The organism is Edaphobacter sp. FHG110511_03 (genome assembly GCF_059115365.1).
Genome location: NZ_JBZYWL010000005.1, coordinates 466,870 through 489,015, shown reverse-complemented (window position 1 = coordinate 489,015; position 22,146 = coordinate 466,870). Strand labels below are relative to the sequence as shown.

Genomic DNA, 22,146 nt, shown 5'->3' with positions numbered 1-22,146 from the left:
GTAGAGTAACTACATCAATATGAGTGTGAACGATCACAAACACTGAAGTCACAATTGGCTGACAAGAGAATACGCAGACGCCAATGCTATGGCATGCACATTGTCCATGATCTTCAGTAAGCCGATCGCGATTGAATGTTCGTAGCTAGCCCCGGCGAACATAGGCTGTGCGAGCGACTCTGATGGCCATTGTCTTTGATCTGTCAGGCATCGCCATATTCTGATCTGATGCAACGCTTGCACGGCATGCTCAACTCTGTTCTTCATGAGCGCCACAACGCATAATCGCATAGCAGAATTCACACGTATCCCCATTGTTACGAGATCTATCGATGATTTGTATACACGGCACGCTGAAAACTCGGCCGCACGCAAAGCCACGCCATAAGCATATTGACATGTGAAGAACAACGCCATGGCTATTTTGCATAAAGACTCGATAAAGACCAACTTCGCGCCATCAGGTTTCTGTGCTTCGCGGAACGCCCACGTTGCAATTCGTATCTTGCGACCAAGATAGCCCAGCCTGTCGCTTCCTGAGCGAGTATGCTGTGTATATTCATAGCGTCCCGACTCGTAAGCCTTCGTCGCATAGTTCACCGCCCGTTGCGAGATTCGCAACATCTCGATTAAGTCAACACGCAAGTGTAAGGTGGAGCGCTCATTAGCGACTTCCCCAACCTTCTCGGTGAACGGGGAGACAATCGATATCTGGCTCGGCGGGTCCTGAGAGTCTGCTAGACAGTATGACATCTTCGATGTCGCGACTTGAGTTGTAGTCTGAGGTGCTGTTCTTTGAATCCTGATAGATCGGGACCTATTTCGCGAAGGTCCTAAAAGGAACGGCTCGACTTTCGCATCGTGATGGGGGGGCAAAGCGAACCTCACTTCGAATGTCCTTCGCCTCAGCGGGCGAGTTGGCTCCGCCAGTACTGTGCACTCGACCAGTACTGTGCACCTGTATATATAAAAACACTCCGGATGCTTGCTTATTCCTGATTTAGCCAAGATGCAAATGGAACCTGCATCCGCTGACCCCATTTCTTGTGCGACAAAGTGCCAGTCCGACAACCTCCGCCGCACCAACCGCATGACGGTCTTAGAGAAAAACAACTGATAGCAGATTGCTTGTTTCCTTACCTCACGAACGCGGCTGATTATCATATCGTCAAAGATGCACTCCGCTGCTTGTATCGCCTGCGATCCACCGTTCGCTAATCTGTTGGATTTTACGATCCGCGGTGCACACGTTATGCGCGTAGACGTTACCATTAATGCACCTTTAGAGTTGATTCTTTGTTCATAGCCCATCGAGGGCTTCGAAGGGAGGTCGGGATCGCTTGAGATCCTTAGCTCCTTCAAGAGCTTGATCGACGCTGGGTTCTCCATTTGCTAACTACGGCAACAATTCACTGAATGCCTCATGGAATCGTGGATTGCATCAGAGTCTCAGAAAGAACTGTACGGAGTCTTGTACGTGCCCTTGCCAAACGCGACATTACTGTCCCTGCGGGACAGGCCAGAATTCTCGCTATCTGTCGGTAAGTCAGTTCCTCATATTCCCGAAGCAGAATGATTTCGCGAAACTGAGCTGGTAGTTCCTGAATCGCGGCCCGTACCTGCTTAGTCTCAATCTTGCTCATATAGATGCCAAGAGCGTCTTTGGATGGCTCGGTGAGGCAATCCGCGACTCCGTCACGATGTTCGATTTCAAGATATTGCGGACCGAACCTCTGCTTCCTCAACTGGTTCAACCAGATGTTGCGCAGGATTGTAAAGAGCCAGGCCTTTAGGTTGCTATCGGGCCGCAACGAGTCCATTGTCCCGATGGCGCGAACATACGTCTCCTGTACCAGGTCCTCAGCTTCCGTATGATTGCGGCTAAGAACCAGCGCGTAGGTGTATAACCCATCGATATTTGCAATGCTATCTAAATCGTAATCACTAGGCATTTTAGTTCGTACCTAACTCTGTGAAGAGCTCCCAGAGCGAGCTGAAGAGCAACTCGACCCTGATATCGATAGTTCCGTCAAGGGAATATCTTCTATCGCGCGCAGTTGTAATTAGTTGTCTAACGTCCGAACCGCGGGCAGAGTTCAAGAGGGACGATATGGTCGCTGCAAGTTGTGAGAGCTGCATGCTGAAGAATATTGACAAGAAGAGGAAGGATATCAGCCAAAGTGTTTTCAGCAGGAGACGGGTTTTCAAGGCAAGGACCTCATCCGAATGAATGATTTCGCGAATGTCTATTTACTTCAGAAGCAAATAGCTGGCCACAGTCGTAAGCCACTGAAAAATGGATGATCCCATGGCGAAACGAGTTGATTCATCCGCGAATAACCCAAAAAAAAACGAAGTACTATTGATCTGTGTTGAGTGTTCTGTTAAGCGCGAGCTCTATTCGTTAGTGAGGGCCTAGGCTGCTCTGCTTCTGCTGATCAGTAGACAAGCGGCAGTTGGTGGATTCTGGCGGAAGGCAGATTTATCAGTCACCGGTTGAGACAGAGAGGTGGATCGATATTGACAAGCCGACGGGTACTGGCAAGGCCTGCACGGACCGCTGCCGTTCATCCGACACGGGGATGGCCGACGAAGAGCGAGTTCTTGCGATTACCGCAACGTACATCATCTCCCGCTCATTGACATTTTTGTCCATGGCACTGTGCGAGCATTACCTGTATCTACACGGCAGATGTCCGACACGGGTTTTACAAAACGGTTATTGTCAAACGTTTGCAGACGCTCATCCCGGCTTGTTCAAGTTCATCCAGCCGGAAGATGTTCATACATTTGTGCAACCGCGCCTTGCTGGAAATGAGGAATGGCTGCGTTCGCCAGTCATTGCCGCTCGTGTGTCTTCGCTTGCAATGAATTGCGATTGCGGAAGAGAACTTGATGAGCGGTCACTATCGAAGAAGGTCGGATAAATAGAGGATTGCCAAACGCGTTTTCACGTAGACGGCCCAAGCATCGGACGCAAACGCCTTGCGGTATGAGTGCAGTGGAATGCTTGATTGCTGGCAAACTGAAATGATGACCCTTTTGCAGAACAGTTTGCTGCGCACGACTTCGCAGTAAGTGCATCTGTACGGGCTTCAATGGTAGGGGGCACCGCCACCATGTCTGCCTCTCCCTGGCACAAGGCTGCGGCCTCCCCATAGAAGCTTTGAGTTAGATCGAGGAGACAGACGAGATGTTAGCGTTGCTCGCTGCCTCAGCCCTTATCGAGGAATTGCCGGACGATTGCGTCGCCGATTCCTTGAGATGTACTCGTTACCACAGCAACTGTCCTACTGAGTTCAGTATAAATCTTCGCTGACATCAGCGAAATCGCAAATTAGCGATCTCTGCGAGACCGGACTTGACGTTTTCGGACATCGGCTTCAACGCTCCGGAACGGAAGCTCCTTTAACGCCTCGTGAGCAAATAAATTCAGTAATGTTCGGCTGGGGTACGCCTGCGTTGAAGAATACAAAGTTGATCTAGTTACAAATTCCGCAGCACGACAGTCAAATATCACGTTCGGCCGTTACGACGCTGCTGCTTCCGGTGGACGCTCTCTCTATGCCTCTTCGAGTGATCTTTAACTTCGTGAAGTTCCCGCAGTGCTTCTTTGGAGCATCGTTATCCGCAGTCACCATCGCAGCAGACCTTACTGCGATGGTATATATGTTGTTCATCATCTTCAACATACATCTCGCAATCGCTCGTTCATGGCTTGTGCCGATGAGATTCGATCCTTCCATATCGCCTCTCAACGACCTTGTAGGGGCAACGTTGTTCCTCCAATAGTCAATTCCACGGCGTGCCACTTCTGCGTGTGTTACTTCATTATTGATGAGTGCCACGGTACAAAGGCGCATGGCAGAGTTGATATTGGCCCCCATTGTGACGAGATAGCATGGTGGCTCGTATACTTTGCAAGCAGTGAGTCCGACTGAAAGGAAAGAGATTTTGTATGCGTGTTGACATACATCGAACAAATCAACAGAAATCGTGTGAATAGATTCACCAAAATCCAGCTCCGTGCAAACAGATCGGAATGACTTACGCATCGCTAAGGTTGCACAGCAAATCTTTTTGTTAAGGCTCACTAACCTGTCTCTCCCAAAACATGCATGTTGCGCATACTCCGCCCGTCCCGATTCATGAGCTTTTGTGGCGTAGTCCACAGCTCGTTGCGTAAGTCGTACCATTTCGATCAATTCGGTACGCAGGGGTTCCGTTTGGGTCTTCATTGGGTTGCTTCTTCTTCCTTTTGCGGTAACAATCAAGCCTCATTCCAGTGAAGTCGTACCGCTCAGGAGGAGCCAATCAACTCGTCGGCATTCCAGAAGACGGAATGCCTTGCACAACTGTCGACGAATCATGTCTGACTCTAGCTCCCATTCGACTTAAAGCAGACTTGAAGAGGACTGACGAGATGATCCTTACACATACAGACATTGAGTAGAGATCGACATCGGTCAAAGGAGAAATGATGGCTAGAAGAAGAGCTGTCCATAGCAAACAGGTGTTTCAAGCAAGTGCTCCCCACTAAGACCCTCGAAGAGGGCACTTTCGCGAATTGCAAATGGAGTGCCACTCGCAAATTACGGATAATGCTAGTAATCACACGTTGACGGCATACCGTTTCACCAAAATTCCCCAAAAAAAACGCGCGAAATGTCGCCTTCGACCACTTGCCTCGATAAGCGTGACTCAACAAAGGCTCGACACAATGAGTGATGGCCATGTGCATCGCATAAAGAGTTCAGAGTCGAAGTGTGGCTAGCCAAGGATTGTGGAACTCGTAAGCGGACGCGCTCTTCGCAAACTCCAACGCACAATTTACGGCAGGGTGAGCTATGCCGTATAGCTTCGTCCTAAACCGATTTCAGTAAGTCCCCTTCTATAGGCGATGGAACTTCGGTCGGCAGGAAAGTGAGCTTCAGCCTGAAGGTCAATCGGTAAGTCCTCCGGGAATTGCCGATTGACGATGGCAATATCTTCGGCAAACACCTGATAGTTGAAGTCCAGCGTGGCCTGAAGTGGCGCATCTTTATCGAAGTTTCGACAGATTGGGACGAAAAGCCGTGTCTTTCTTGCAGAAACCGGTGAGGCAGCGTTCATGATGTGCAGCTGTCCCTCTCCAGGAAAAAATACAGTTAGCTTTGCGATAAAAGGAAAGAACACTTCGAATCGTCTGCGCCAGAGAAAGCCCGGTGGGTTCAGATGTTTGAACTCGTGCGAATAGTTGCTAACCGTACTGACGTAATCGGCCACGAACCCAGTCGTGGTCTTTGTAATCGGATAATCGGGCACAACGGGATTATCCGGTTCTCCAAAGCTCGCAGCGTGAACGAAGGCGAAGTGACTCACATCGAGAAAGCCCTCTACCTGACGTCCTGCAGCGGCGGCTATGATGACACTATCGGGAAGAACTTTGAGGTAGTCGGGGTCTTCCCATTCCCTCATTTCGGGCAGAGGACACGGGCCGTTGTCCACCAAACGAACCCAAACCAGGCCGTAACGCTCCTGAACGCTGAACATATCCAACCGCAGCCGCGCAGAGATGGCTCGGTTCGGATGAGCGGGAATGCAAGTGCATTTCCCATCCCTGTCGTAACGTAAGCCGTGGTATTTGCAAATGATCTCGTTCCCTTCGACCTTACCGAGGCTAAGGGGCACTCCCCGGTGGTGGCAGATGTCTCTTGCAGCAGACAGGGAACCGTCGGACAGGCGATAGACGACGACCCGCTCATCGAGTAGTGTCACGGCATAAGGCCACCGGTTGATTTCGTGCGAAAAAGCAACCGGGTACCAGAAAGGTGCAAGAGCCGTCCAATCGGATTCGGAGAATGTGCACCCGTGCGGAAGCGGACGCGCATGCGACGATTCAGATGCTGTCAGATCAGATGTCGGGATAAAGGAGGCAGTTCCCATCTTCTTAATAAACACGCCAGCATTTTGCTTATTCCCCAAACCCATCCTGTCGGGACAGTGATCAATAACGTGGCTACGGTGTGATTCCGGGCTTGTATTTGCGAAGTCTTCCATAGGGTATCGATGCGATGGTGACTACTATACGCATCGCTTTTCTACTCTGAACATGATGCTCCGACACGCATATTGCAATACGCCAACGCGGGCCACAAAGCACCGATCGTTTGGCGCGTACACGGATGGGTTCTTCGGTGGAAATACGGTCAGTGTGAGGTGTTCCACTAGGAATCAAGCTGGTCATCTTCGCAATGCTGAATGCTCAATAGATACAAGCAAATGCAATTCCGCGAGCTGAGGGGGTACGAGCACGTTCAGCCCGAATACTCCCATGCTCGTCCCGATGGGACACAATCGAAGAATTAGCTTCTATCTTGCATTCGTTGTTCGCGATGGGAGCCAGCGTTACAGGAGAATTGCTACGGTTCCTGAGAATTAGATTGCCGTGTTCGACTGATAAGTGGATTGCGCTATCCAACTGCCCCGGACCCTTGTAGTCGCCAGTAAAGGCTTCCAATGTCATATCTACGACGCGTGTTAATGAACGACCGCTATCTAACCTAGAGGATTGCCGGAATGACCCAGCTGGTTCTCTAAGCCGGAAGGTGCATTTTCTTGAGAAGCTCGGTGTATCTAGGGTCATGGCGCAGATTTTTGAACAGCGGATCGGTCTTAATCCCGGCCAGTCCCGCATCTCGTTGTTTGTAGGCACGCTCTAGCCATTCAAACGATTTGTCGGATTCCTTGCGAAACGCATATACCTGAGCGATCTGATAGGATGCGATAGTACCGTGCTTCGCAATCAACCCAGCTAGAGCAGCATTCGAGTCCTGCTCACGGCCTAACGCGTGATACACGATTCCTTCACCTGTCAGTTTCTCCCAATCGCATGGCTCCTTCTCTATCTCTGTAAGCCCCTCCTGCGGCTTTCCCTGTGCGATGAGAATCTGGCCCCGAGTGAAATGAGCAAAGGTAGCCTGCGGGTTCAGGTCCAGAGCTTTTTGCAGTGCAGCCTGGGCCTCATCGTATCGCCCCTCCCCTTGCAGTAGTTGCCCCACGGTCAAATAAGAATTGGTACGAAGGGGGTCGAGCGCGACCACCTGTCGATAAAGCTGGGTGGCCCGGTCGAGATTGCCCAACGCGAGAGATAGCTCCGCACGAATACGGACGATGTCGACGTTACCTGGTTCTAAGGCGACTGCTTTGGTAAGGGAAGTGTCGGCGGCGTTCCAATCCCAGTCGTAAAACATTTGCGTCGCCGCTAGCGCCACATAGGCTGAGCCCAGGGCAGGATCGAGCGCAATCGCCCGCTCTTCGTCGTCACGGGCTTTTCGAAAGCCTTCTGTTATGTCGGTCACGCCTCCCTCCGCCATCATGTTCCGCACCGCCGCGCGCAAGGCCCAGGCTGGCGCATATTTCTTATCTAACTCGATGGCCTTGTCGGTATAGGCGACCGCTTTGCCAAAGTCCTCCTCGCTCTGTCCCCGCCCACTGAAGTATTTTGCCTGAAGGTAAGCCTGATATGCCTCCGGATTCGTGTTGCGCAAATTTGAAGCAGCCGGCTGGCGATTGCCCAGCAGCTTCAGGCTCAACGCCTCGGTCGCAGCCTGTGCAATGTCATCCTCTACGCCGAAGATGTCCTTGATCTCCCGGTCGTACGTCTGTGACCAAAGTTGAAAACCATCGTCTGCCTTGATCAGTTCCGCGGTGATGCGTACATGGTTGCCGTTGCGCCGCACACTTCCTTCCAGGACATTGGCCACGCCGAGTTTCCGTCCCACCTCACGCAGGTCTTCATCCCGGCCCTTAAACTGAAACGCCGAGGACCGTCCCACCACCTTCAGACCTGGTAATTTGGCGAGGTCGTTAATCAGTTGTTCGGCGAGTCCGTCGGAGAAATATTCCTGGTCTTTGGCCGCGCTCAGGTTTGCAAACGGCAGCACTGCGATCGAAGTATTCTTCGGCAATGCGGCATCCAACCGAATATGAGTCACTTGGAAGTGCCGCCCAGCTATTGCTGCGGCTGCCATCGACGCCAGAATTAGTAGGACCGCAAACCGCCACAGCCTGTATCTACCCAAAGAACTCTTCTGTTCGGAAGAAACCGCTGCCGGTCCCGTGTTCTCTTCTGATGCGGGCTCTTGCATTGCAGGTAACGTCGACCCAACTAGTAGCTCAGTCGCATTCTCCTCCACGACGGGGGCAACAAAGCGGTATCCCCGCTTGGGCACTGTTTCAATGAACTCTGGGTTGTCGGGTCGGTCACCCAAGGCTTTCCGGATTTCGAGAATATACTTCCTCAGGACCTCCGGATTGACGTAACTCTCTAACCACAACGCCTCTAGAATTTCGTCTTGTGTCACAACCCTACCCGCATGCTTGACGAGATAAGACAAGACATCAAAGGCCTTGGGAGTTACGGGTATGCGATCCCCATTGCGCCACAGCAAGTGGTTCGCAGTATCTAGACGGAACGTCTTAAATAACTTCATGGACTAATCTAGCCCTTACACAGCACCTGGATCGCAGCAAGAAACCAATGTTATCTGTTGTTTGCGCTCCGTTCAGGAGCGTCGCTACACGCGTGACTGCCGTAGTCACAAAAAATCAACGGAAACCGCACGGAGACTTCACACCTTAAATTGCCTCACTTTCATAGTCTGGCCGAGGTATGCGCAAAAAGGAATGTGCAGAGACTCTGAAAGGTTTGGCGTGTGCCGCAGGGTCTTCAGCAAATGATTCTACCAAAGAGAAAGTCATCGCCAGAGGGCGAATAACTATGGCTTGGAACCACCCCGCGGCGGCCCAGGCCGACACGATGGGCATCGAATATCTCGACGGGTTGTACCGTTACGCGATGTCCTTGAGCCGCAACCATACCGAAGCAGAGGACTTGGTGCAGGAAACCTACATTCGCGCCCTACAGGCGATGCGGAGACTGCGAGCGGACAGCAACATTAGGAATTGGCTCTTCACCATCCTGAGGAATATCTGGATCAACCAGTTAAGAAAGCGGCGCAATGGTCCTCAAATGATTGAGATCGATGCCGAGACTGGCGTTGCCAACAAGATCATAGAGCCCTCCAAAGATTTACATAATGTTTACGTGAGCAAGCTGGAGACCGAGCAAGTGCGAGCGGCGATTCAGGAGCTACAAGCTGAGTTTCGCGAAATCATTTTGCTGCGGGAATATGAAGGTCTCTCCTATCGAGAGATAGCGTGTGTCCTGCACTGTCCAGTCGGAACCGTGATGTCACGGTTGGGCAGAGCACGTGCAAAGCTTCGCACACTGCTTACAGCCGCCACAACATCGAAGGATCCGTTTCTCTCTGAAATTAGAGGCACAAAATAAAAACGGCTGTCCCGGTGGCATGCGGCAATCTGTTCTGATCAACTCCAGAGATTTGTCGTTAAGTGCATCGAAAACCATACTCGGATTGGCCTGGTATTGACGCGGCCTGCATCTGCTCGCCCAAAACCTTTCGTGACGACAAATCTACCGAGATCACGACGAATCTGTACCGCTAAATTGGAATGGCCTTGCGAATCGCGATGTTCTCGTCATCTGTCGGAAGCTGCACGCGCCTTCTAAAGACTTCTCCGTCATTGTGGAGAGAGACCAGGTTCTGACGCTATTGAAGATATGAGCATCGGTGAGGGGTGATCACAGAGAGAGTGTCGATGATGTGCTTCCATTCATTCGGTTACCCTGGTCATCAATTTTTATCAAGCAATCTCCCCAAAACATCACTGAGTTTCGGCGCATGCATCGTGAGGTGGTTACCCGGGTAGCGCTGGTGCAACTCGTGCGTCCCTGTGAGTGACTCGGCGGGAATAAACATACCGTCGAGTTGTTTATATAAATAGCGTTGCCTAGTCCTGGAAGTTAAATACAAATGGAAAAGGAAGCTCGAAGTGAAGGAAAAAACAACAAGCATTCCCCTGACACCTCAACAACAGTTTCTAAATGATCTATGGGAAGAACACATCCGAAACGAGTTCACGACCAAGAATACTCACGCTACGCTTGATACGATGGTTCCTGACGCATACGTGAACCACATTCCTGTGCTGACCGGTGGAGTTGGTCGCGAGCCGTTGTCCGAATTTTATTCACGGCACTTCATTCCTAAAATGCCGCTTGATACTGAGATCGTGCCGATCTCAAGAACGATTGGCTTCAAGCGGTTGGTGGATGAGTTTCTTTTTTGCTTCACACACACGGTGGAAATGGATTGGATGCTACCCGGCATTGTCCCTACTGGGAAACATGTCAAAAGCCCTTTCGTGGTCATTGTCGAGTTTCGAGATGGCAAGTTGGCTCACGAGCACATTTATTGGGATCAGGCCTCTGTCCTAGTTCAACTAGGACTTCTCGATCCATCTGATCTGCCTGTAGCCGGCGTAGAAACGGCCAAGAAATTGCTAGATATTACTCTTCCCTCGAATATGTTGATACGTACCTAAAGAACCAGAAGCGGGACAATTAGCCTCCATGAGATGGCAAGTTGAAATGATGATGAGAAAGTCTGGCGATTTCCGATTTGAAATGCGCGGGGAGCGGGAAGTAATCATCAACCGAAGCCAATAAAGATTCTCTTTAGATACTCCTCTTAATTGTTAGAGGAGGGAATTACTCCCTTGAGGTACTAGACTTGTCGCGCGTCGGCTTTATCACTCTCTACGCCACCGGCCACCTGAACCCATCCATTGTCCTCGGACGCGCCCTTGAGCAGCAGGGCCACGAGGTGGTTTTCTTCAACATTCTCGATACTAGCGACGCCGTTATCTCCGCGGGCCTGCGTCTGGTGCCGTTCGCTGAAACCGAATATCCTATCGGCGCGCTCAAGCCTCTGATGCAGAAGACAGGAGAACTCTCTGGTCAGGCTGCCTTTACCTACTATGTAGAGCGCATGGTTCTGTTCTTCAGCACCTCGTTCCGCTACCTCCCCGAACTCATTCGAAGAGAGAAGATCGACCTTCTCGTCATTGACCAGGTGCACTACGGAGGCGCAACCATCGCCGAACATATGGGCATCCCGTTCGTCTCGCTCGCCAACGCTCTACTCGTGAATCGCGAAGACGTCATTCCACCGCCGGTCATGCTCTGGCCTTTTGATCCGTCGCCTGCTGGTATCGAGCGCAACCGCAAAGGTTGGGCCAGCGTCGATAAGGCCTATGCGCTGCTCCTTCCTGTTGTCAATGAGCAGCGCCGCGCCTGGAACCTTGCCGAATACAACAATCTTGTTGAGGAATCTTTCTCGCCGCTTGCCCAGATCTGTCAGCAGCCTGCCATCTTCGAGTTTCCTCGTCCGCAGGCACCTACCACGCTCCACCTCGTCGGCCATCTCCAGAATGAGCCCCTTTCCCTCGAAGTGCCATTTCCCTGGGAGTGGCTTGATGGGCGGCCGCTCATCTACGCTTCCTGCGGCACCCTTCAAAACCGCCTGGAACATGTCTTCCGTGCCATCATCGAGGCCTGCGCCCCAGTTGATGCTCAGATCGTCATCGCCCTTGGGAAAGATGCGCTCTCGCCCGAACTCTTCGGCGCGGTGCCTGCGAACATCAAGCTTGTCGCCTACGCGCCGCAGGCTGAGCTCCTACGCCGGGCCAGCCTCTGCATACTCCATGCTGGCCTGAATACCACTCTCGACTGTCTCGAAAATGGCGTCCCCATGGTCGTAATTCCCATCGCCAGCGAGCAGCCCGGCATCGCCATGCGCGTCGCCCGGCTTGGCGCCGGAACGGTCGTACCGCTCGCCGAGGCCAGCGCCGCGAGCATCGGCACAGCAGTGCAGGCAGTCCTTACCCAACCCGCTTACCGTGAAGGTGCCCAATCCGCAGCGCGCGAAATCGCGCACCTTCACCCCACTGCTGAGGCCGTCCGTATCATCGAGCAAGTTCTCGCATCGAACTTTGCGAGCGCCTAGCACACGAAAACAGAAGAGGAGGCCTGAACTACTCCGTCTATTCAGTTGTTACAAATCGCAGAATAACTCATTGACAATTAGGCATGTTCCACGTGTCCGTAAAGTAGGCGGCTTATCGGCCAAACGGTAAACTCGTCACCACTTGATTCAAGGAGAATTAATGAATACAGCCTCTAAGATTTTAGAAGGTTTTAAACGTGGGCCTTCCATTGAAATGTCTACCTGGTACAAAGGCATCCTCACATCGCAGCTAGCAACAGAACAGGACACTGGAGGAGCATTTGATATTGTCATGTCATACATGAGGAGTGGTGCAGAGCCTCCCCCTCACGTTCACGAACGAGATCACGAATTCTTCTACGTGCTAGAGGGGGAACTTGAAGGTTTCATCGCCGATAAGTGTTTTCGAGTTAGCAAGGGCGAATGCGTTTTTTTTCCACGCTTGCGAGCCACACGCATTCAAGATCCTGTCTCCAGAGATACGTATGTTAGTGCTGATCACACCGGGCGGCTTTCTGAGCGCTATCAACGGCATGGCGACACCAGCCCAGACGTTAGATATACCTCGGGACGAGGTCTTCACCTACGCAAATATGAATCTGAAAGAGACGATGCAGGTGTTTGAGAGATATGGAGTCAGAATTCTTTCAATGGATGAAGTGGCCCTCAAGATGCCTCAGTATGGTTCAGCCATGCAAAGGACTCAAGAATGAACACATCCATACAAGCAAAAACATATCTTACTCACAAAACTTGGTAACATTCTTCGGGCACGAGGCAGACTGTGGGTTGCCCAATGTTTTGTACTAGTGAGGAGTTAGTGTAGCGCGTTTATCTCTGAGTTCAGACAGCCGTTTTGGGGTGTGGAGGAGTAGAAAGCGCGAAACGGTAGCCACTTCTGGGACTTACTCCGCAACGAGATTCGGATAGCATAACCCGATTCGAAAGCATCGGGCTCAAAACATCATAAAGTCGTCATCTGCGCAACGGATGCGTTCGACGCTGCACCCATCGTAGCCGCAGAGATAAGCTCGTTTTGCGCGGCTAAGTTAGACGCCAGTCGGCCAATGAGAATATCGTCTTTTGCTATTACTGTGCACTCGACGCCGCCTCCGGCAGGCGAGGCGTATTGTCGGACGCTCAAGTCTTCCTCCGCTCAGGTGCTCACTTCTCTGGCTGCACGCTACGCAAACCAACGTCGTTCATCGGCAGATCGAGAGCAGCCATAGTGCGAGTCCTTCATTTTCTCTGTCACACTATTCCTGAGAAGAGCACATGAAAATGCAACGGATGGCCATTTGCAGAGGAGTTTGGTATGTAACAAGTTAAAACGTATGGAAGCACCTGCGTGATTCATTTGCAAAGTTGCATATATGGTCCGCTCATCCTAATACCGTTAATCCATAGCTATTCGGAGAGAACTACCTGATCGCGACCCTGTTCTTTGGCACGGTAGAGCGCAGAATCCGCAGCACGTAATATCGCTTCTACCGTGGTACCACTCTGTGGATAACATGCCACGCCTACAGATAGGCGGATGCCCTCCAGTGTTTCTTCGTTGTGTCGCACTTGAATTTCCCGACAGGCCATCTGCAATCGCGTCGCACATTCATGAGCCGCTTCAAGACTCGTGTCAGGCAGAATCAATATGAATTCCTCGCCTCCATACCGACTGACGATATCTTCGGTACGAATCAGGGCGTGAAAAACTTTCGCTAGCTTTCGAAGCACAGCATCACCCGCTTCATGTCCATATGAATCGTTGAAGCGTTTAAAGTGATCGAGATCGACCATGAGAACCGCCAGCGGCAAGCCTTTGCAGAGCGCCCGACGAAACTCTCGTTCAAGCGATTCTTCCATATAGCGTCTGTTATATAACCCTGTCAAAGGATCCCGAATCGATTGGCTACGCAAAGTCTCCCGCAGGTTGAGGTTCGCTACCGCCAGCGCAAGATGTTCGCTGAGCGTCTTCACCATCCGCTGTTGAGAGTCCGTAAGTTGCATGACTTCGGATGCAGCATGGCCTGTTCCACTATCCAGATAAAGGATGCCGAGCGTCTCTCCCTGAGCCATCATCGGAATACACATGGCATATAACGGGATAGAGGAGCCAATGTGTGCGCATGCGAGGCTAGGATCAGCAGCGAGAGAGATGTTTACTCTGCTCCGTCGAAGCGCCCAACAGTCATTAATCGATAGAAGCTTTTGACCGACCGCAGGATTGCCCCAGCTTATAGCCAGCTCAACCGATTCCCGCATTGGAGAAAAGGTAAAGAGCGCTCCGCTAGTGGAGGGAAGCTGACTTTCTAGGTGACGAACAACTATTTTGTACGCCTCATTAGTGGACAAGCAGGATTGGAGTAGATCATCAGTCTCTCCCATTAAGGCAGCATCCCGATTAATGGCACTCAATTCGGCCTGCAATCGTTTGTATTCGGCTACTTGGCGGCTCAAATCGGTCCATCTTCGCCATGAGAAGATGGCAAACCCTGCCCCAATGACTACTAACGTCGTTAGGAACTCGTCAACGCGTACTTCCTCATAGCTAGCGACCCATTCGAACGCCCGATTGGGGTCGGCCAAAATCACGGCACAGGCGACTAAGATCACAATTCCAATAACAAAGAGATCCCGGCGCGCTCGCGTTCGAGGTGCAAGAGAACACCAAGCCGATTCGGCGAACGTGCACCCGCGTGGAAGCGGACGCGCACGCGAGGATTCAGTCGTTGCCACCTCAGATGTCGGAATAAAGGAGGCAGTTATCATTACTTAAATTAACACGCCACCATTTTGTTTATTCTCCCAAACCCATCCCGGGGAAAGTGATTAACAAACGTAGTGATGATTCAAAGGAGAGGAAAAAATAGGATGGCAAAAAAAGTAAGCTCATCCGCTAGCTCGTAGGTGCTCCAGCTTCGCGGTTGCTGTCTCTTCGATTCGCACGGAGTCAACGAAGTGAGGGCCAAACGAATCGCAGACATACACAGCGAACTGATCACCTGACTGTCTGCCGGAACTATGACAACCGCACAGGTTAGCCAGCAACATCAGTACGTCGGCGCAATCGTCGTATATGGTCAACGATCGCTCGATGGAATCGACCTGTCCACGAATCCTTTTGATACGGGAGTCGAGTTTCTGTTTTGTCATTGTCAATTTCGAACCTGTGTGTTTTTCGCGCATATACGAGGGGGGGGTGATATATCCAAATGACAGTGAGATTTCCTCGCGCAGGCGAGCCATAGTAACCTCCGGTCCGGTCTCTGTCATGTTCGTCCATATCCATTCCTTTGGCTGTACTCCCGGCTGCCACCCAATCGCAGACAAGCGGCTTTCCATCTACGCCCGTGGAACGCCATACGCAGACTAGGAGACTCGGCTTGCAGACAACAGGAATGTTGTTGTTTTTGCTTTTATTCATGGTTCCTCCTTGCACGATACAGACAAGGGCCCGCGACGGCCACGCTGAGATGCGTAGCCGCCAAAAACTTGCTTACGGTCATCGGTTGGGTGGTGCGAGGCTGGCCGTTGGATCGAAGAGAGCCCGGAGGTGATCTGCGAAACAGAGAAGGGTGTGAATGGCGCGAGCGACGAGCTGGTTCCCTTTACCAGTCTCTCCTGTGATTAGAACCATGGCATCAGTCGGCGCAACCGCATGCTACAGCTCGGGAGGAAGAAATCAAGCATCCTCCATGCGGTTTTGATCGGCGGTACTATGCCGGTCGCTCGCCAGCCCAATAGCTTTATTGTCCGCAGGACTTCCCATCCAGTAGCCATGTTCCTGAACCAGCTTGAAGAAATGCCACTCATCAAATATCTCTGAAGTTTTTTGGGGTGCGCAAGGTCGCGGCACGGGTTGCGTAGGAATGTGATTAGTGGTTGTGTCGACCATGACCTGTCCAACATTCGCGGTGGTTGCATTATCCATAGATCACGATTTCCTTTTCCACGGGGACTACGCGGGATGCCCATGTAGTGGCTACAAGATATCGCCCGCGCTCATATTAAAAACACCTACAACGTTGATCTATTCCTTGAATAGGGAAATTGGGCGAAGGCTAGTCAAAGGCACAACGTCTGACTTGATAATCTAGGGGGTCCGATCGGGAAGGCAATGATCAATAGGATGTGCGGTTACAGGCGACAATTTTGTGGCTGGACAACGGACTTTCCAAAAGCGTAAACCTTGACCTGATCCGAGATGTAGTTAGCCGGATAGTTGGACCATATTTGGTTGTGAAGAGCCGTATTGTCACTGAATACAAGATGTACTGTGTTTGCCGCTACCATGAAAAGCCGCTTCCAGCTCTTTACCTTCGCTTGAACTATTCCGGCAAACTGCTTCATCTATCTCGATCTACGCCGGAACTTCTGGTAGGAGGCTAAGGCCCAGAAGCGCGCTGGGCTCGCTAGCTCTACAAACGGACTTCACTCACTTGATCCACCTTTACTCTACAAAAATGCGGCCCATTTTGAAAAGTACGGCCCATTTTGGATCTGCTCGTCATCGGTTTTATGCTCAGGGAACGGCATTGTCTGCGACAGGAGGTGTTCTTAGGTAAAACGCTTTGACCCCTTTCGATCGAAGACAAAGCGTCTTTCTCTACCATAGACCCTATGATAGTTTCCCAGAGGTCCCTACATTCAGTTATGCGCTGGAGTGGCACTGAGTGTCTTTGGTAAGTGCGATATGCCGCAGAGTGCAAAATCGAGGTCCGCAGACAGCAGATCTTTGTGCTGTCTTTATGGGGACCCAATCCTCTCTGGGGATTGCGACGATAGAGGAATGCGGGTTCACAACGCTGTAGCCGGATGAGCTTGTAGCCTACGATATGCTTGCCATCTGCTTAGACAGTAGAATGATCGAATGAGACCTACCGAATTTGGCGAACAATGGCTTACATCTACTCGTGGAATTTTTGTGATGGACTTCATTAACGGTCGATTCCAGTCACTCTAATCGCGGCGCAGTCAAATTGGTAACAATGAATTAACAGCAGTGCCAGTAGCGTATCCGGAGTGACGGAGCAGGTCAGTGTAATGAAGTCGTTCAACATGTTCCGGCTAGACACAGTAAACCACTTTCTTTGGCGGGGGGAAGAGCGCGTCCCGATCGCTCCGAAAGCCTTCGACATGCTCGCATATTTGGTTGAGCACGCCGGGGAGGTGGTCACGCAGAATGACCTCCTTGAAGCATTGTGGCCGGAGTCTTACGTCAACCCAGAGATCCTCAGAAAGTACATTCTCGAGCTTCGAAAAGCTCTTGGCGACCGACATCGCGATCCGCAATTTATCGAGACACTGCCCAAGCGAGGCTATCGGTTTGTGGCGCCCGTCGTGGACGCGGACAACGGGCAGCCAGAGCCGCCTGCCTCGGATGCGACAGCGGAGGCCGAGCCCGCAGCGGCCCCTTCGGAACAGAGAAGGTCGCCTGGTAGAAACATACTGTGGATTCTCGCTTTCTCAGTTGTGCTGGTAGCGGGGCTGTTCGGATACCTCAAGCTCACGAACGGCCGAACGAGTGTTTCACCCTTGAAGTCCGCCTCCATTGCCGTGCTACCCTTTGCGAACATGAACCTGACCAAAGATCAGGAGTATTTCTCAGAGGGGCTTTCTGAGCAGTTGATTGTTGACCTTGCCAAGGTATCGGGCCTGAAGGTCATTGGACGTTCCTCGTCCTTTCACTTCAAGGGGAGTGACGAAGATGCGCGGGATGTGGGACGAAAGCTTGGTGTCGCCAACATCCTTGAGGGAAGTGTGCGACGCGAGGGCAACCATGTCCGCATCACCGCCGAGTTGATCAAGGCTGACGACGACACTCAGCTTTGGTCACAGAAGTATGATCGGAATATCAAGGATATCTTCACGTTGGAAGACGAAATCGCCCAGTCCGCGACTAAGGCACTGCAAGTGAAGCTGCTGGGTGGCAACAGCCAGCCGATCGCTCCGGACCTGCGGAGCGTGGACCCGGAGGCATATCAAGCTTACCTTCAGGCAATGCATTTCAGTCGAATAGGACAGGTTGAAGACCTTGACAAAGCGCTCGCTTTTGCCGACAAAGCGATCAAACTCGATGGCAAATATGCGGCGGCATGGGCTTTGCGGGCGCACGTGCAGAACTCGATCGCCGCGATATCCATAACGGACCCCTCGGAGAACTTTCGAGAGGCTCGCGACGATGCGGAACGGGCGGTAGCGCTCGATCCCAACCTGGCCTCAGCCTACCTGGCGCTCGCCACAACGCAAATGCTCTACGGATGGGATTGGGATGCCGCTAACACCCTCATCGCTAAAGCGGAGATTCTGGAGCCGGGTAGCGACGAAGTCCTACGCAGCCGTGCGCGCCTCCTCCGCACATTGGGCAATCTTGACGAGGCAATCAAACTCTATGAACAGGCGATCACGCTCGATCCTCTTCGTCCCCACTCCTACGTGGGTTTAGGATACCTGCAGTACACGGCGGGACGATACGAGGAAGCCCGTTCCACCCTGCGAAAATACCTGGATTTGAATCCGCACGCCGCCTATGCCCATCTTACCCTGTGCAAAATTCTCATCGCAGAGGGAAAGCCTCAGGAGGCGTTTGCTGAGATTGAAAAGGAACCGAGCACTTCTGCGGGAAAGCCTTCAGGCGAAGCACTGGCTTACCATTCATTAGGTCGTAAAAAGGATTCGAATGCCGTTCTGAACGAGATCATCTCCAAGCATGCAGTGGTAGACGCTTATGAGATTGCCCAGATCTACGCGTATCGCGGTGAGTCAGATAAGTCATTCGAATGGCTGGAGCGCGCGTACAGACAGCGAGATGCAGGGCTGCCTTTATTGGACACCGATCCGCTCTTCAAGAGCCTGCATCGCGATTCGAGATATATCGAGCTTCTCAGAAGAATGCACCTGACTGTATTACAGTGATGATTCGGTGATTCGATAACAGGTCTGGGAAAGCTTTCTATCGGCGCTAAGAGAATCGCCGGATACGCCGTGCCATCTTTTACGTGGTGATACGGAGGGTAAGGGTATAACGCACGGAACTGCACAGGTTCCTTTACTGTACCGAACTCCGTCGTGTCGAACGCACCATTCGGGCCGAGTTCTGTGCGCAACATCTCGTAGATGCCACCGATGACACCACGGCACGGAACAGCTCAGGGCGCTGAGTTACGGCGGCTCCCATAAGCAGGCCACTGTTGCTGGCACCCGTGACCGCAAGGTGCTCTGGCGATGTGTATATGTGACCGATCAGGTACTGCCCACATGCGATAAAGTCATCAAACGCATTCTGGTGATCTCATGCTGGTGTCAAGGCAAGATCGACCTTTGAAGGTCGAGCATTCCCCTTTGTTCAAAAGTAGTTTCATTCTCGGAATTCCATGGGAGGCAAAAAAATACACCTAAAGGAGCGTTCTCCACGGCCAAAAGACCATGTACATTTTCGTACGAATCTCTTTGCTGCGCGAGCTGAGTTTCAAGGAGGGTGTATGCAGGATCACCCACGTCGTTCCGCGTCTAACCCTGCCGATTTATTCAAAACCTGCGCACTCTTCCTTGCCGTTGCACTTCTTCTAAGCGCGGCTTATTTTGGCCAAACGGTTGTGGTCCAAACTCAGAATGGCACAACGGGCATTCGGGGCTCTGGATATAGCGCCTACGGATATCCTTGGTCGGCTCTGGCGGCGTCAGACCGTGAGCAATATGTTTCCGTGTTCGCGGAGGTTGATCATATTGCCGCGTGGTCCGGGAATGGCTCGACGGTTACGTTCACGGCCAATAATCATCTCTCTGCGAATGATGTTGTCTCGATCAACTATGGAACGTCCACCGGATGGCCTTTCAATTGGGCTTTTTACCAGATTGTCTCGGCCACACCGACTACCTTTACGGTAAGCGACGGGACAACGGGCAGCGGTGTGGAGACGACGGCGACTGTATCTAAGCGATATGGTGCTGGTTTCACTTCGCATGGTACTTGGGAGATTGTCAACACTGTTGGCGCAACTGAGATTTATAAGCTCTATACGCAAGATGGGTCCCAGTCCACGAGTTTCTCCACCCATCCCATCATCTCAGGAGCGCCACAGTTTATAAACTTCACTGTGGGGCCTACGCCTGGCTCTTGTTCGACGGCGGGATCGATTGCAGCAGGCAACTTCACTATTCATTCCACCGTGGAGTTCGATGTTAAGTTCACCTCTGCTGATGATGCAACGAAGACTGGCGTCTACCACTATGTGGTCTGTGCAAACGGAGGTGGTACGGGCCATCAGAGAGTTGCTCATGTCAGCCCCGGCTACAGACAGGTATATAAGAACCGATATGTTCCGCTAGCGGGGCAGGTGTTTGGCAATACGAATCAAATGTTGGATTGGACATCGTAGCCGCTCCCTCTGGAGGAGATGCTTCAGTAACGAGTCCAACATATCCGCAGCCTGTTTTCTATTCCGGCTCCGTGGCCGGGCAATATGCCATACGTGGATGCCCACACGTAGATCACTCTGCGGGAGCATGCGATGAACTAGCAATTTGGGTTTCGCCTAACAATCCTCCCAGCGGCAATACAGACAAAGTGGAACAGATTCCCTGCGATGTCGACACGACTATGAATCCTGCGACAGTTCTGGATATAGGTCCATCACAGACTTATTCTGATTTGTTGGCTGTTCCACAAAATTACACTGCCCCGCTTCTTGTCCGTGTCCACAACGAGGGCGAGGATGGAACTCCGACCGAATACCATAATCAGTTGCAGTTGAATTACCCTGCGGGTGGAACCTGGGACGATCGCCATCCTGCGGTGTTGCTTTGTGGAGTGCCTAACTCCCGGACCGGAGAGCTACCCATAGTCGATGGAGCGAACGCAACAACGAATTCATGGACTAGCCCATATCTTGTCGCACCGTATGGACTGATATCGGCAACTGGGCTAAATCAGGGACCTGCGATCAACGATGGGCAAGTAAAACCATTTCATCATGTAACGATTGCTGGGCTGCACATTCGTAACGTCACAACCGGATATTCCTATGTCGATCAAAGCGGAGGATCGGGCAGTTGGGGCGCCTCGATGGGATTCCGCCCTTTCGGAATCCAATACTGGTCAGTAATTGGCACTCACGCCGAAAACGTTGCAACGCCCTACTTCGATGATTGCAATCCGCAAACAAGTGGGTGGTCAGCATGTACACTTGATACCTTTTATGAAGGAAATCACGGCGAAGGATACGGAACGAGTGGGACTTCCACTGAACACATGTTTTACCTCCAAGCGTTCCGTGACACTTCTGTATTTAACCTTCAAGATGGAGGTGTTGCTGGGGACCAGGGAACCATGTGTTTCTCAGATAGAGGCACACGCAGTTTTCATATGTACAATCGCTGTGTTCCAACAGGAAGCTACAGTTCGGCTTCAGGATTAAGCGGCCACTCTGAGATTCAGGACGCCTATAACTACGTGTTACCTGATGAATTTTGGGGGTACCAAGGCTCTTCCAGCTGTGGAACCACCTATTCCACAGCTCCTGGATGTCAAGGGGCATTCGGCGGGGAAGACTGGTTCGCCGCTTTGACCGAAGAACACAACAATTCTGACTTTGTTATTGGCAACTATTATTACAACACGAGCGGCGGCTCTAGATACCTGGGAATACCGACCACCCACAATACGACTGGAATTGACAATTCCAGCCAGGGATTTTACGCCTTCAATACACTCCTATACTCTCCGAACGCTCTGCCAAATGGTGGATCATTATGGGAAGACATCCGATTGGGCACACAGGGCAGCTTCTCGGACACCTATATCCCGGTAACATGGCCGCGAGCACAGGTTCAAGACAACATCATTCCTTGGAAGGATAACACTAACTGCGCCGATACATGCTCAACTATGACTATTTCTGGTCATTCCCAGATGCCATTCCAGACAAATTTGATCGCTCCTGGCCAAGTGACGGTGGCGCCAGATATTCAGCCCACCGGAGGGATCTTCCATAACGGGCTAAACACCTCGTGGAGCTACTACGATCCAGGCAACATCGCGCCCATCAATCAATTCCTAGGAGGATTTACCTCGGGAAACTTCATTCCCTATAATGCTTCCCTGTAAATACGACAACCGGTGTAACTCTGCCGGGTTCAAATGCAGTTGGCGCGGCTAGTTCCCTTACGGGGCAGCTAGCGTACTACCCTCCGCGATTTAATCCGGTAACTGCCAATATGGACCCATTTACCTTGCGTG

At 51.7% G+C, this 22,146-nt stretch carries 16 protein-coding genes and 3 pseudogenes; 9 read left to right on the top strand and 10 right to left on the bottom strand.

The window, feature by feature from the left end; translation table 11 throughout:
* Window positions 1-48: 48 nt before the first annotated feature.
* Both AC5S26_RS21845 and AC5S26_RS21840 read right to left on the bottom strand, forming a co-directional pair.
* Window positions 49-645 carry a hypothetical protein gene (locus AC5S26_RS21845; RefSeq protein WP_494187057.1) on the bottom strand — a complete coding sequence of 199 codons (597 nt, stop codon included), beginning with the start codon at window positions 643-645 and terminating at the stop codon, window positions 49-51.
* A 776-nt stretch (window positions 646-1,421) separates the two neighbouring features.
* A complete protein-coding gene (locus AC5S26_RS21840; protein WP_494187056.1) occupies window positions 1,422-1,952 on the bottom strand; it encodes a sigma-70 family RNA polymerase sigma factor in 531 nt (176 codons plus the stop codon).
* A 630-nt stretch (window positions 1,953-2,582) separates the two neighbouring features.
* On the opposite strand from AC5S26_RS21840, the gene AC5S26_RS21835 reads away from it, so the two are divergent.
* Window positions 2,583-2,927 carry a hypothetical protein gene (locus tag AC5S26_RS21835; protein ID WP_494187055.1) on the top strand — a complete coding sequence of 115 codons (345 nt, stop codon included), beginning with the start codon at window positions 2,583-2,585 and terminating at the stop codon, window positions 2,925-2,927.
* Between the two features lie 1,918 nt (window positions 2,928-4,845).
* Here AC5S26_RS21835 and AC5S26_RS21830 read toward each other — a convergent pair.
* Window positions 4,846-5,964 (bottom strand): Rieske 2Fe-2S domain-containing protein, encoded by a 1,119-nt coding sequence (locus tag AC5S26_RS21830; RefSeq protein WP_494187054.1) that lies wholly within the window; start codon window positions 5,962-5,964, stop codon window positions 4,846-4,848.
* A 611-nt stretch (window positions 5,965-6,575) separates the two neighbouring features.
* On the bottom strand, window positions 6,576-8,474 hold the full coding sequence (locus AC5S26_RS21825; protein ID WP_494187053.1) for a winged helix-turn-helix domain-containing protein: 1,899 nt from the start codon (window positions 8,472-8,474) through the stop codon (window positions 6,576-6,578).
* Window positions 8,475-8,761: 287 nt separating this feature from the next.
* On the opposite strand from AC5S26_RS21825, the gene AC5S26_RS21820 reads away from it, so the two are divergent.
* The 5 genes and pseudogenes from AC5S26_RS21820 (at window position 8,762) to AC5S26_RS21800 (ending at window position 12,625) form a co-directional block, all read left to right on the top strand.
* Window positions 8,762-9,334: a sigma-70 family RNA polymerase sigma factor gene (locus AC5S26_RS21820; protein WP_494187052.1), complete on the top strand. Its 573-nt coding sequence runs from the start codon at window positions 8,762-8,764 to the stop codon at window positions 9,332-9,334.
* Window positions 9,335-9,897: 563 nt separating this feature from the next.
* Window positions 9,898-10,449, top strand: coding sequence for a hypothetical protein (locus tag AC5S26_RS21815; protein ID WP_494187051.1), 552 nt, complete (start codon window positions 9,898-9,900; stop codon window positions 10,447-10,449).
* Between the two features lie 188 nt (window positions 10,450-10,637).
* Window positions 10,638-11,912 carry a glycosyltransferase gene (locus AC5S26_RS21810; protein ID WP_494187050.1) on the top strand — a complete coding sequence of 425 codons (1,275 nt, stop codon included), beginning with the start codon at window positions 10,638-10,640 and terminating at the stop codon, window positions 11,910-11,912.
* Window positions 11,913-12,072: 160 nt separating this feature from the next.
* Window positions 12,073-12,294, top strand: a pseudogene (locus AC5S26_RS21805) (cupin domain-containing protein); the annotation flags it as partial.
* A 103-nt stretch (window positions 12,295-12,397) separates the two neighbouring features.
* Window positions 12,398-12,625 (top strand): hypothetical protein, encoded by a 228-nt coding sequence (locus AC5S26_RS21800; protein WP_494187182.1) that lies wholly within the window; start codon window positions 12,398-12,400, stop codon window positions 12,623-12,625.
* 251 nt (window positions 12,626-12,876) lie between these two features.
* Here AC5S26_RS21800 and AC5S26_RS21795 read toward each other — a convergent pair whose 3' ends face one another.
* The 5 genes and pseudogenes from AC5S26_RS21795 to AC5S26_RS21775 form a co-directional block, all read right to left on the bottom strand.
* A complete protein-coding gene (locus AC5S26_RS21795; RefSeq protein ID WP_494187049.1) occupies window positions 12,877-13,056 on the bottom strand; it encodes a hypothetical protein in 180 nt (59 codons plus the stop codon).
* A 263-nt stretch (window positions 13,057-13,319) separates the two neighbouring features.
* Window positions 13,320-14,366 carry a sensor domain-containing diguanylate cyclase gene (locus AC5S26_RS21790; RefSeq protein ID WP_494187048.1) on the bottom strand — a complete coding sequence of 349 codons (1,047 nt, stop codon included), beginning with the start codon at window positions 14,364-14,366 and terminating at the stop codon, window positions 13,320-13,322.
* 432 nt (window positions 14,367-14,798) lie between these two features.
* The gene (locus AC5S26_RS21785) at window positions 14,799-15,062 is read right to left on the bottom strand and encodes a metal-sensing transcriptional repressor (RefSeq protein WP_494187047.1); all 264 of its coding nucleotides are present in this window, start codon (window positions 15,060-15,062) and stop codon (window positions 14,799-14,801) included.
* 349 nt (window positions 15,063-15,411) lie between these two features.
* Window positions 15,412-15,555: pseudogene (locus AC5S26_RS21780) on the bottom strand (sigma 54-interacting transcriptional regulator); the annotation flags it as partial.
* A 36-nt stretch (window positions 15,556-15,591) separates the two neighbouring features.
* Window positions 15,592-15,840 (bottom strand): hypothetical protein, encoded by a 249-nt coding sequence (locus tag AC5S26_RS21775; protein WP_494187046.1) that lies wholly within the window; start codon window positions 15,838-15,840, stop codon window positions 15,592-15,594.
* A 1,112-nt stretch (window positions 15,841-16,952) separates the two neighbouring features.
* On the opposite strand from AC5S26_RS21775, the gene AC5S26_RS21770 reads away from it, so the two are divergent.
* The gene (locus AC5S26_RS21770) at window positions 16,953-18,824 is read left to right on the top strand and encodes a winged helix-turn-helix domain-containing protein (RefSeq protein WP_494187045.1); all 1,872 of its coding nucleotides are present in this window, start codon (window positions 16,953-16,955) and stop codon (window positions 18,822-18,824) included.
* Window positions 18,825-18,957: 133 nt separating this feature from the next.
* Here AC5S26_RS21770 and AC5S26_RS21765 read toward each other — a convergent pair.
* Window positions 18,958-19,182 (bottom strand): annotated as a pseudogene (locus AC5S26_RS21765) (prolyl oligopeptidase family serine peptidase); the annotation flags it as partial.
* Between the two features lie 208 nt (window positions 19,183-19,390).
* On the opposite strand from AC5S26_RS21765, the gene AC5S26_RS21760 reads away from it, so the two are divergent.
* The gene (locus tag AC5S26_RS21760; RefSeq protein ID WP_494187044.1) at window positions 19,391-20,287 is read left to right on the top strand and encodes a hypothetical protein; all 897 of its coding nucleotides are present in this window, start codon (window positions 19,391-19,393) and stop codon (window positions 20,285-20,287) included.
* Between the two features lie 188 nt (window positions 20,288-20,475).
* Window positions 20,476-22,014: a hypothetical protein gene (locus tag AC5S26_RS21755; protein WP_494187043.1), complete on the top strand. Its 1,539-nt coding sequence runs from the start codon at window positions 20,476-20,478 to the stop codon at window positions 22,012-22,014.
* The last annotated feature ends 132 nt before the right edge of the window (window positions 22,015-22,146 follow it).

Excerpts from the sequence above, each read along its gene's own strand:
- AC5S26_RS21760 (WP_494187044.1), top strand. The coding sequence starts at position 19,391 with ATGCAGGATCACCCACGTCGTTCCGCGTCTAACCCTGCCGATTTATTC.
- AC5S26_RS21785 (WP_494187047.1), bottom strand. The coding sequence starts at position 15,062 with ATGACAAAACAGAAACTCGACTCCCGTATCAAAAGGATTCGTGGACAG.
- AC5S26_RS21775 (WP_494187046.1), bottom strand. The coding sequence starts at position 15,840 with ATGGATAATGCAACCACCGCGAATGTTGGACAGGTCATGGTCGACACA.
- AC5S26_RS21820 (WP_494187052.1), top strand. The coding sequence starts at position 8,762 with ATGGCTTGGAACCACCCCGCGGCGGCCCAGGCCGACACGATGGGCATC.
- AC5S26_RS21825 (WP_494187053.1), bottom strand. The coding sequence starts at position 8,474 with ATGAAGTTATTTAAGACGTTCCGTCTAGATACTGCGAACCACTTGCTG.
- AC5S26_RS21770 (WP_494187045.1), top strand. The coding sequence starts at position 16,953 with ATGAAGTCGTTCAACATGTTCCGGCTAGACACAGTAAACCACTTTCTT.
- AC5S26_RS21800 (WP_494187182.1), top strand. The coding sequence starts at position 12,398 with ATGTTAGTGCTGATCACACCGGGCGGCTTTCTGAGCGCTATCAACGGC.
- AC5S26_RS21840 (WP_494187056.1), bottom strand. The coding sequence starts at position 1,952 with ATGCCTAGTGATTACGATTTAGATAGCATTGCAAATATCGATGGGTTA.
- AC5S26_RS21835 (WP_494187055.1), top strand. The coding sequence starts at position 2,583 with ATGGCCGACGAAGAGCGAGTTCTTGCGATTACCGCAACGTACATCATC.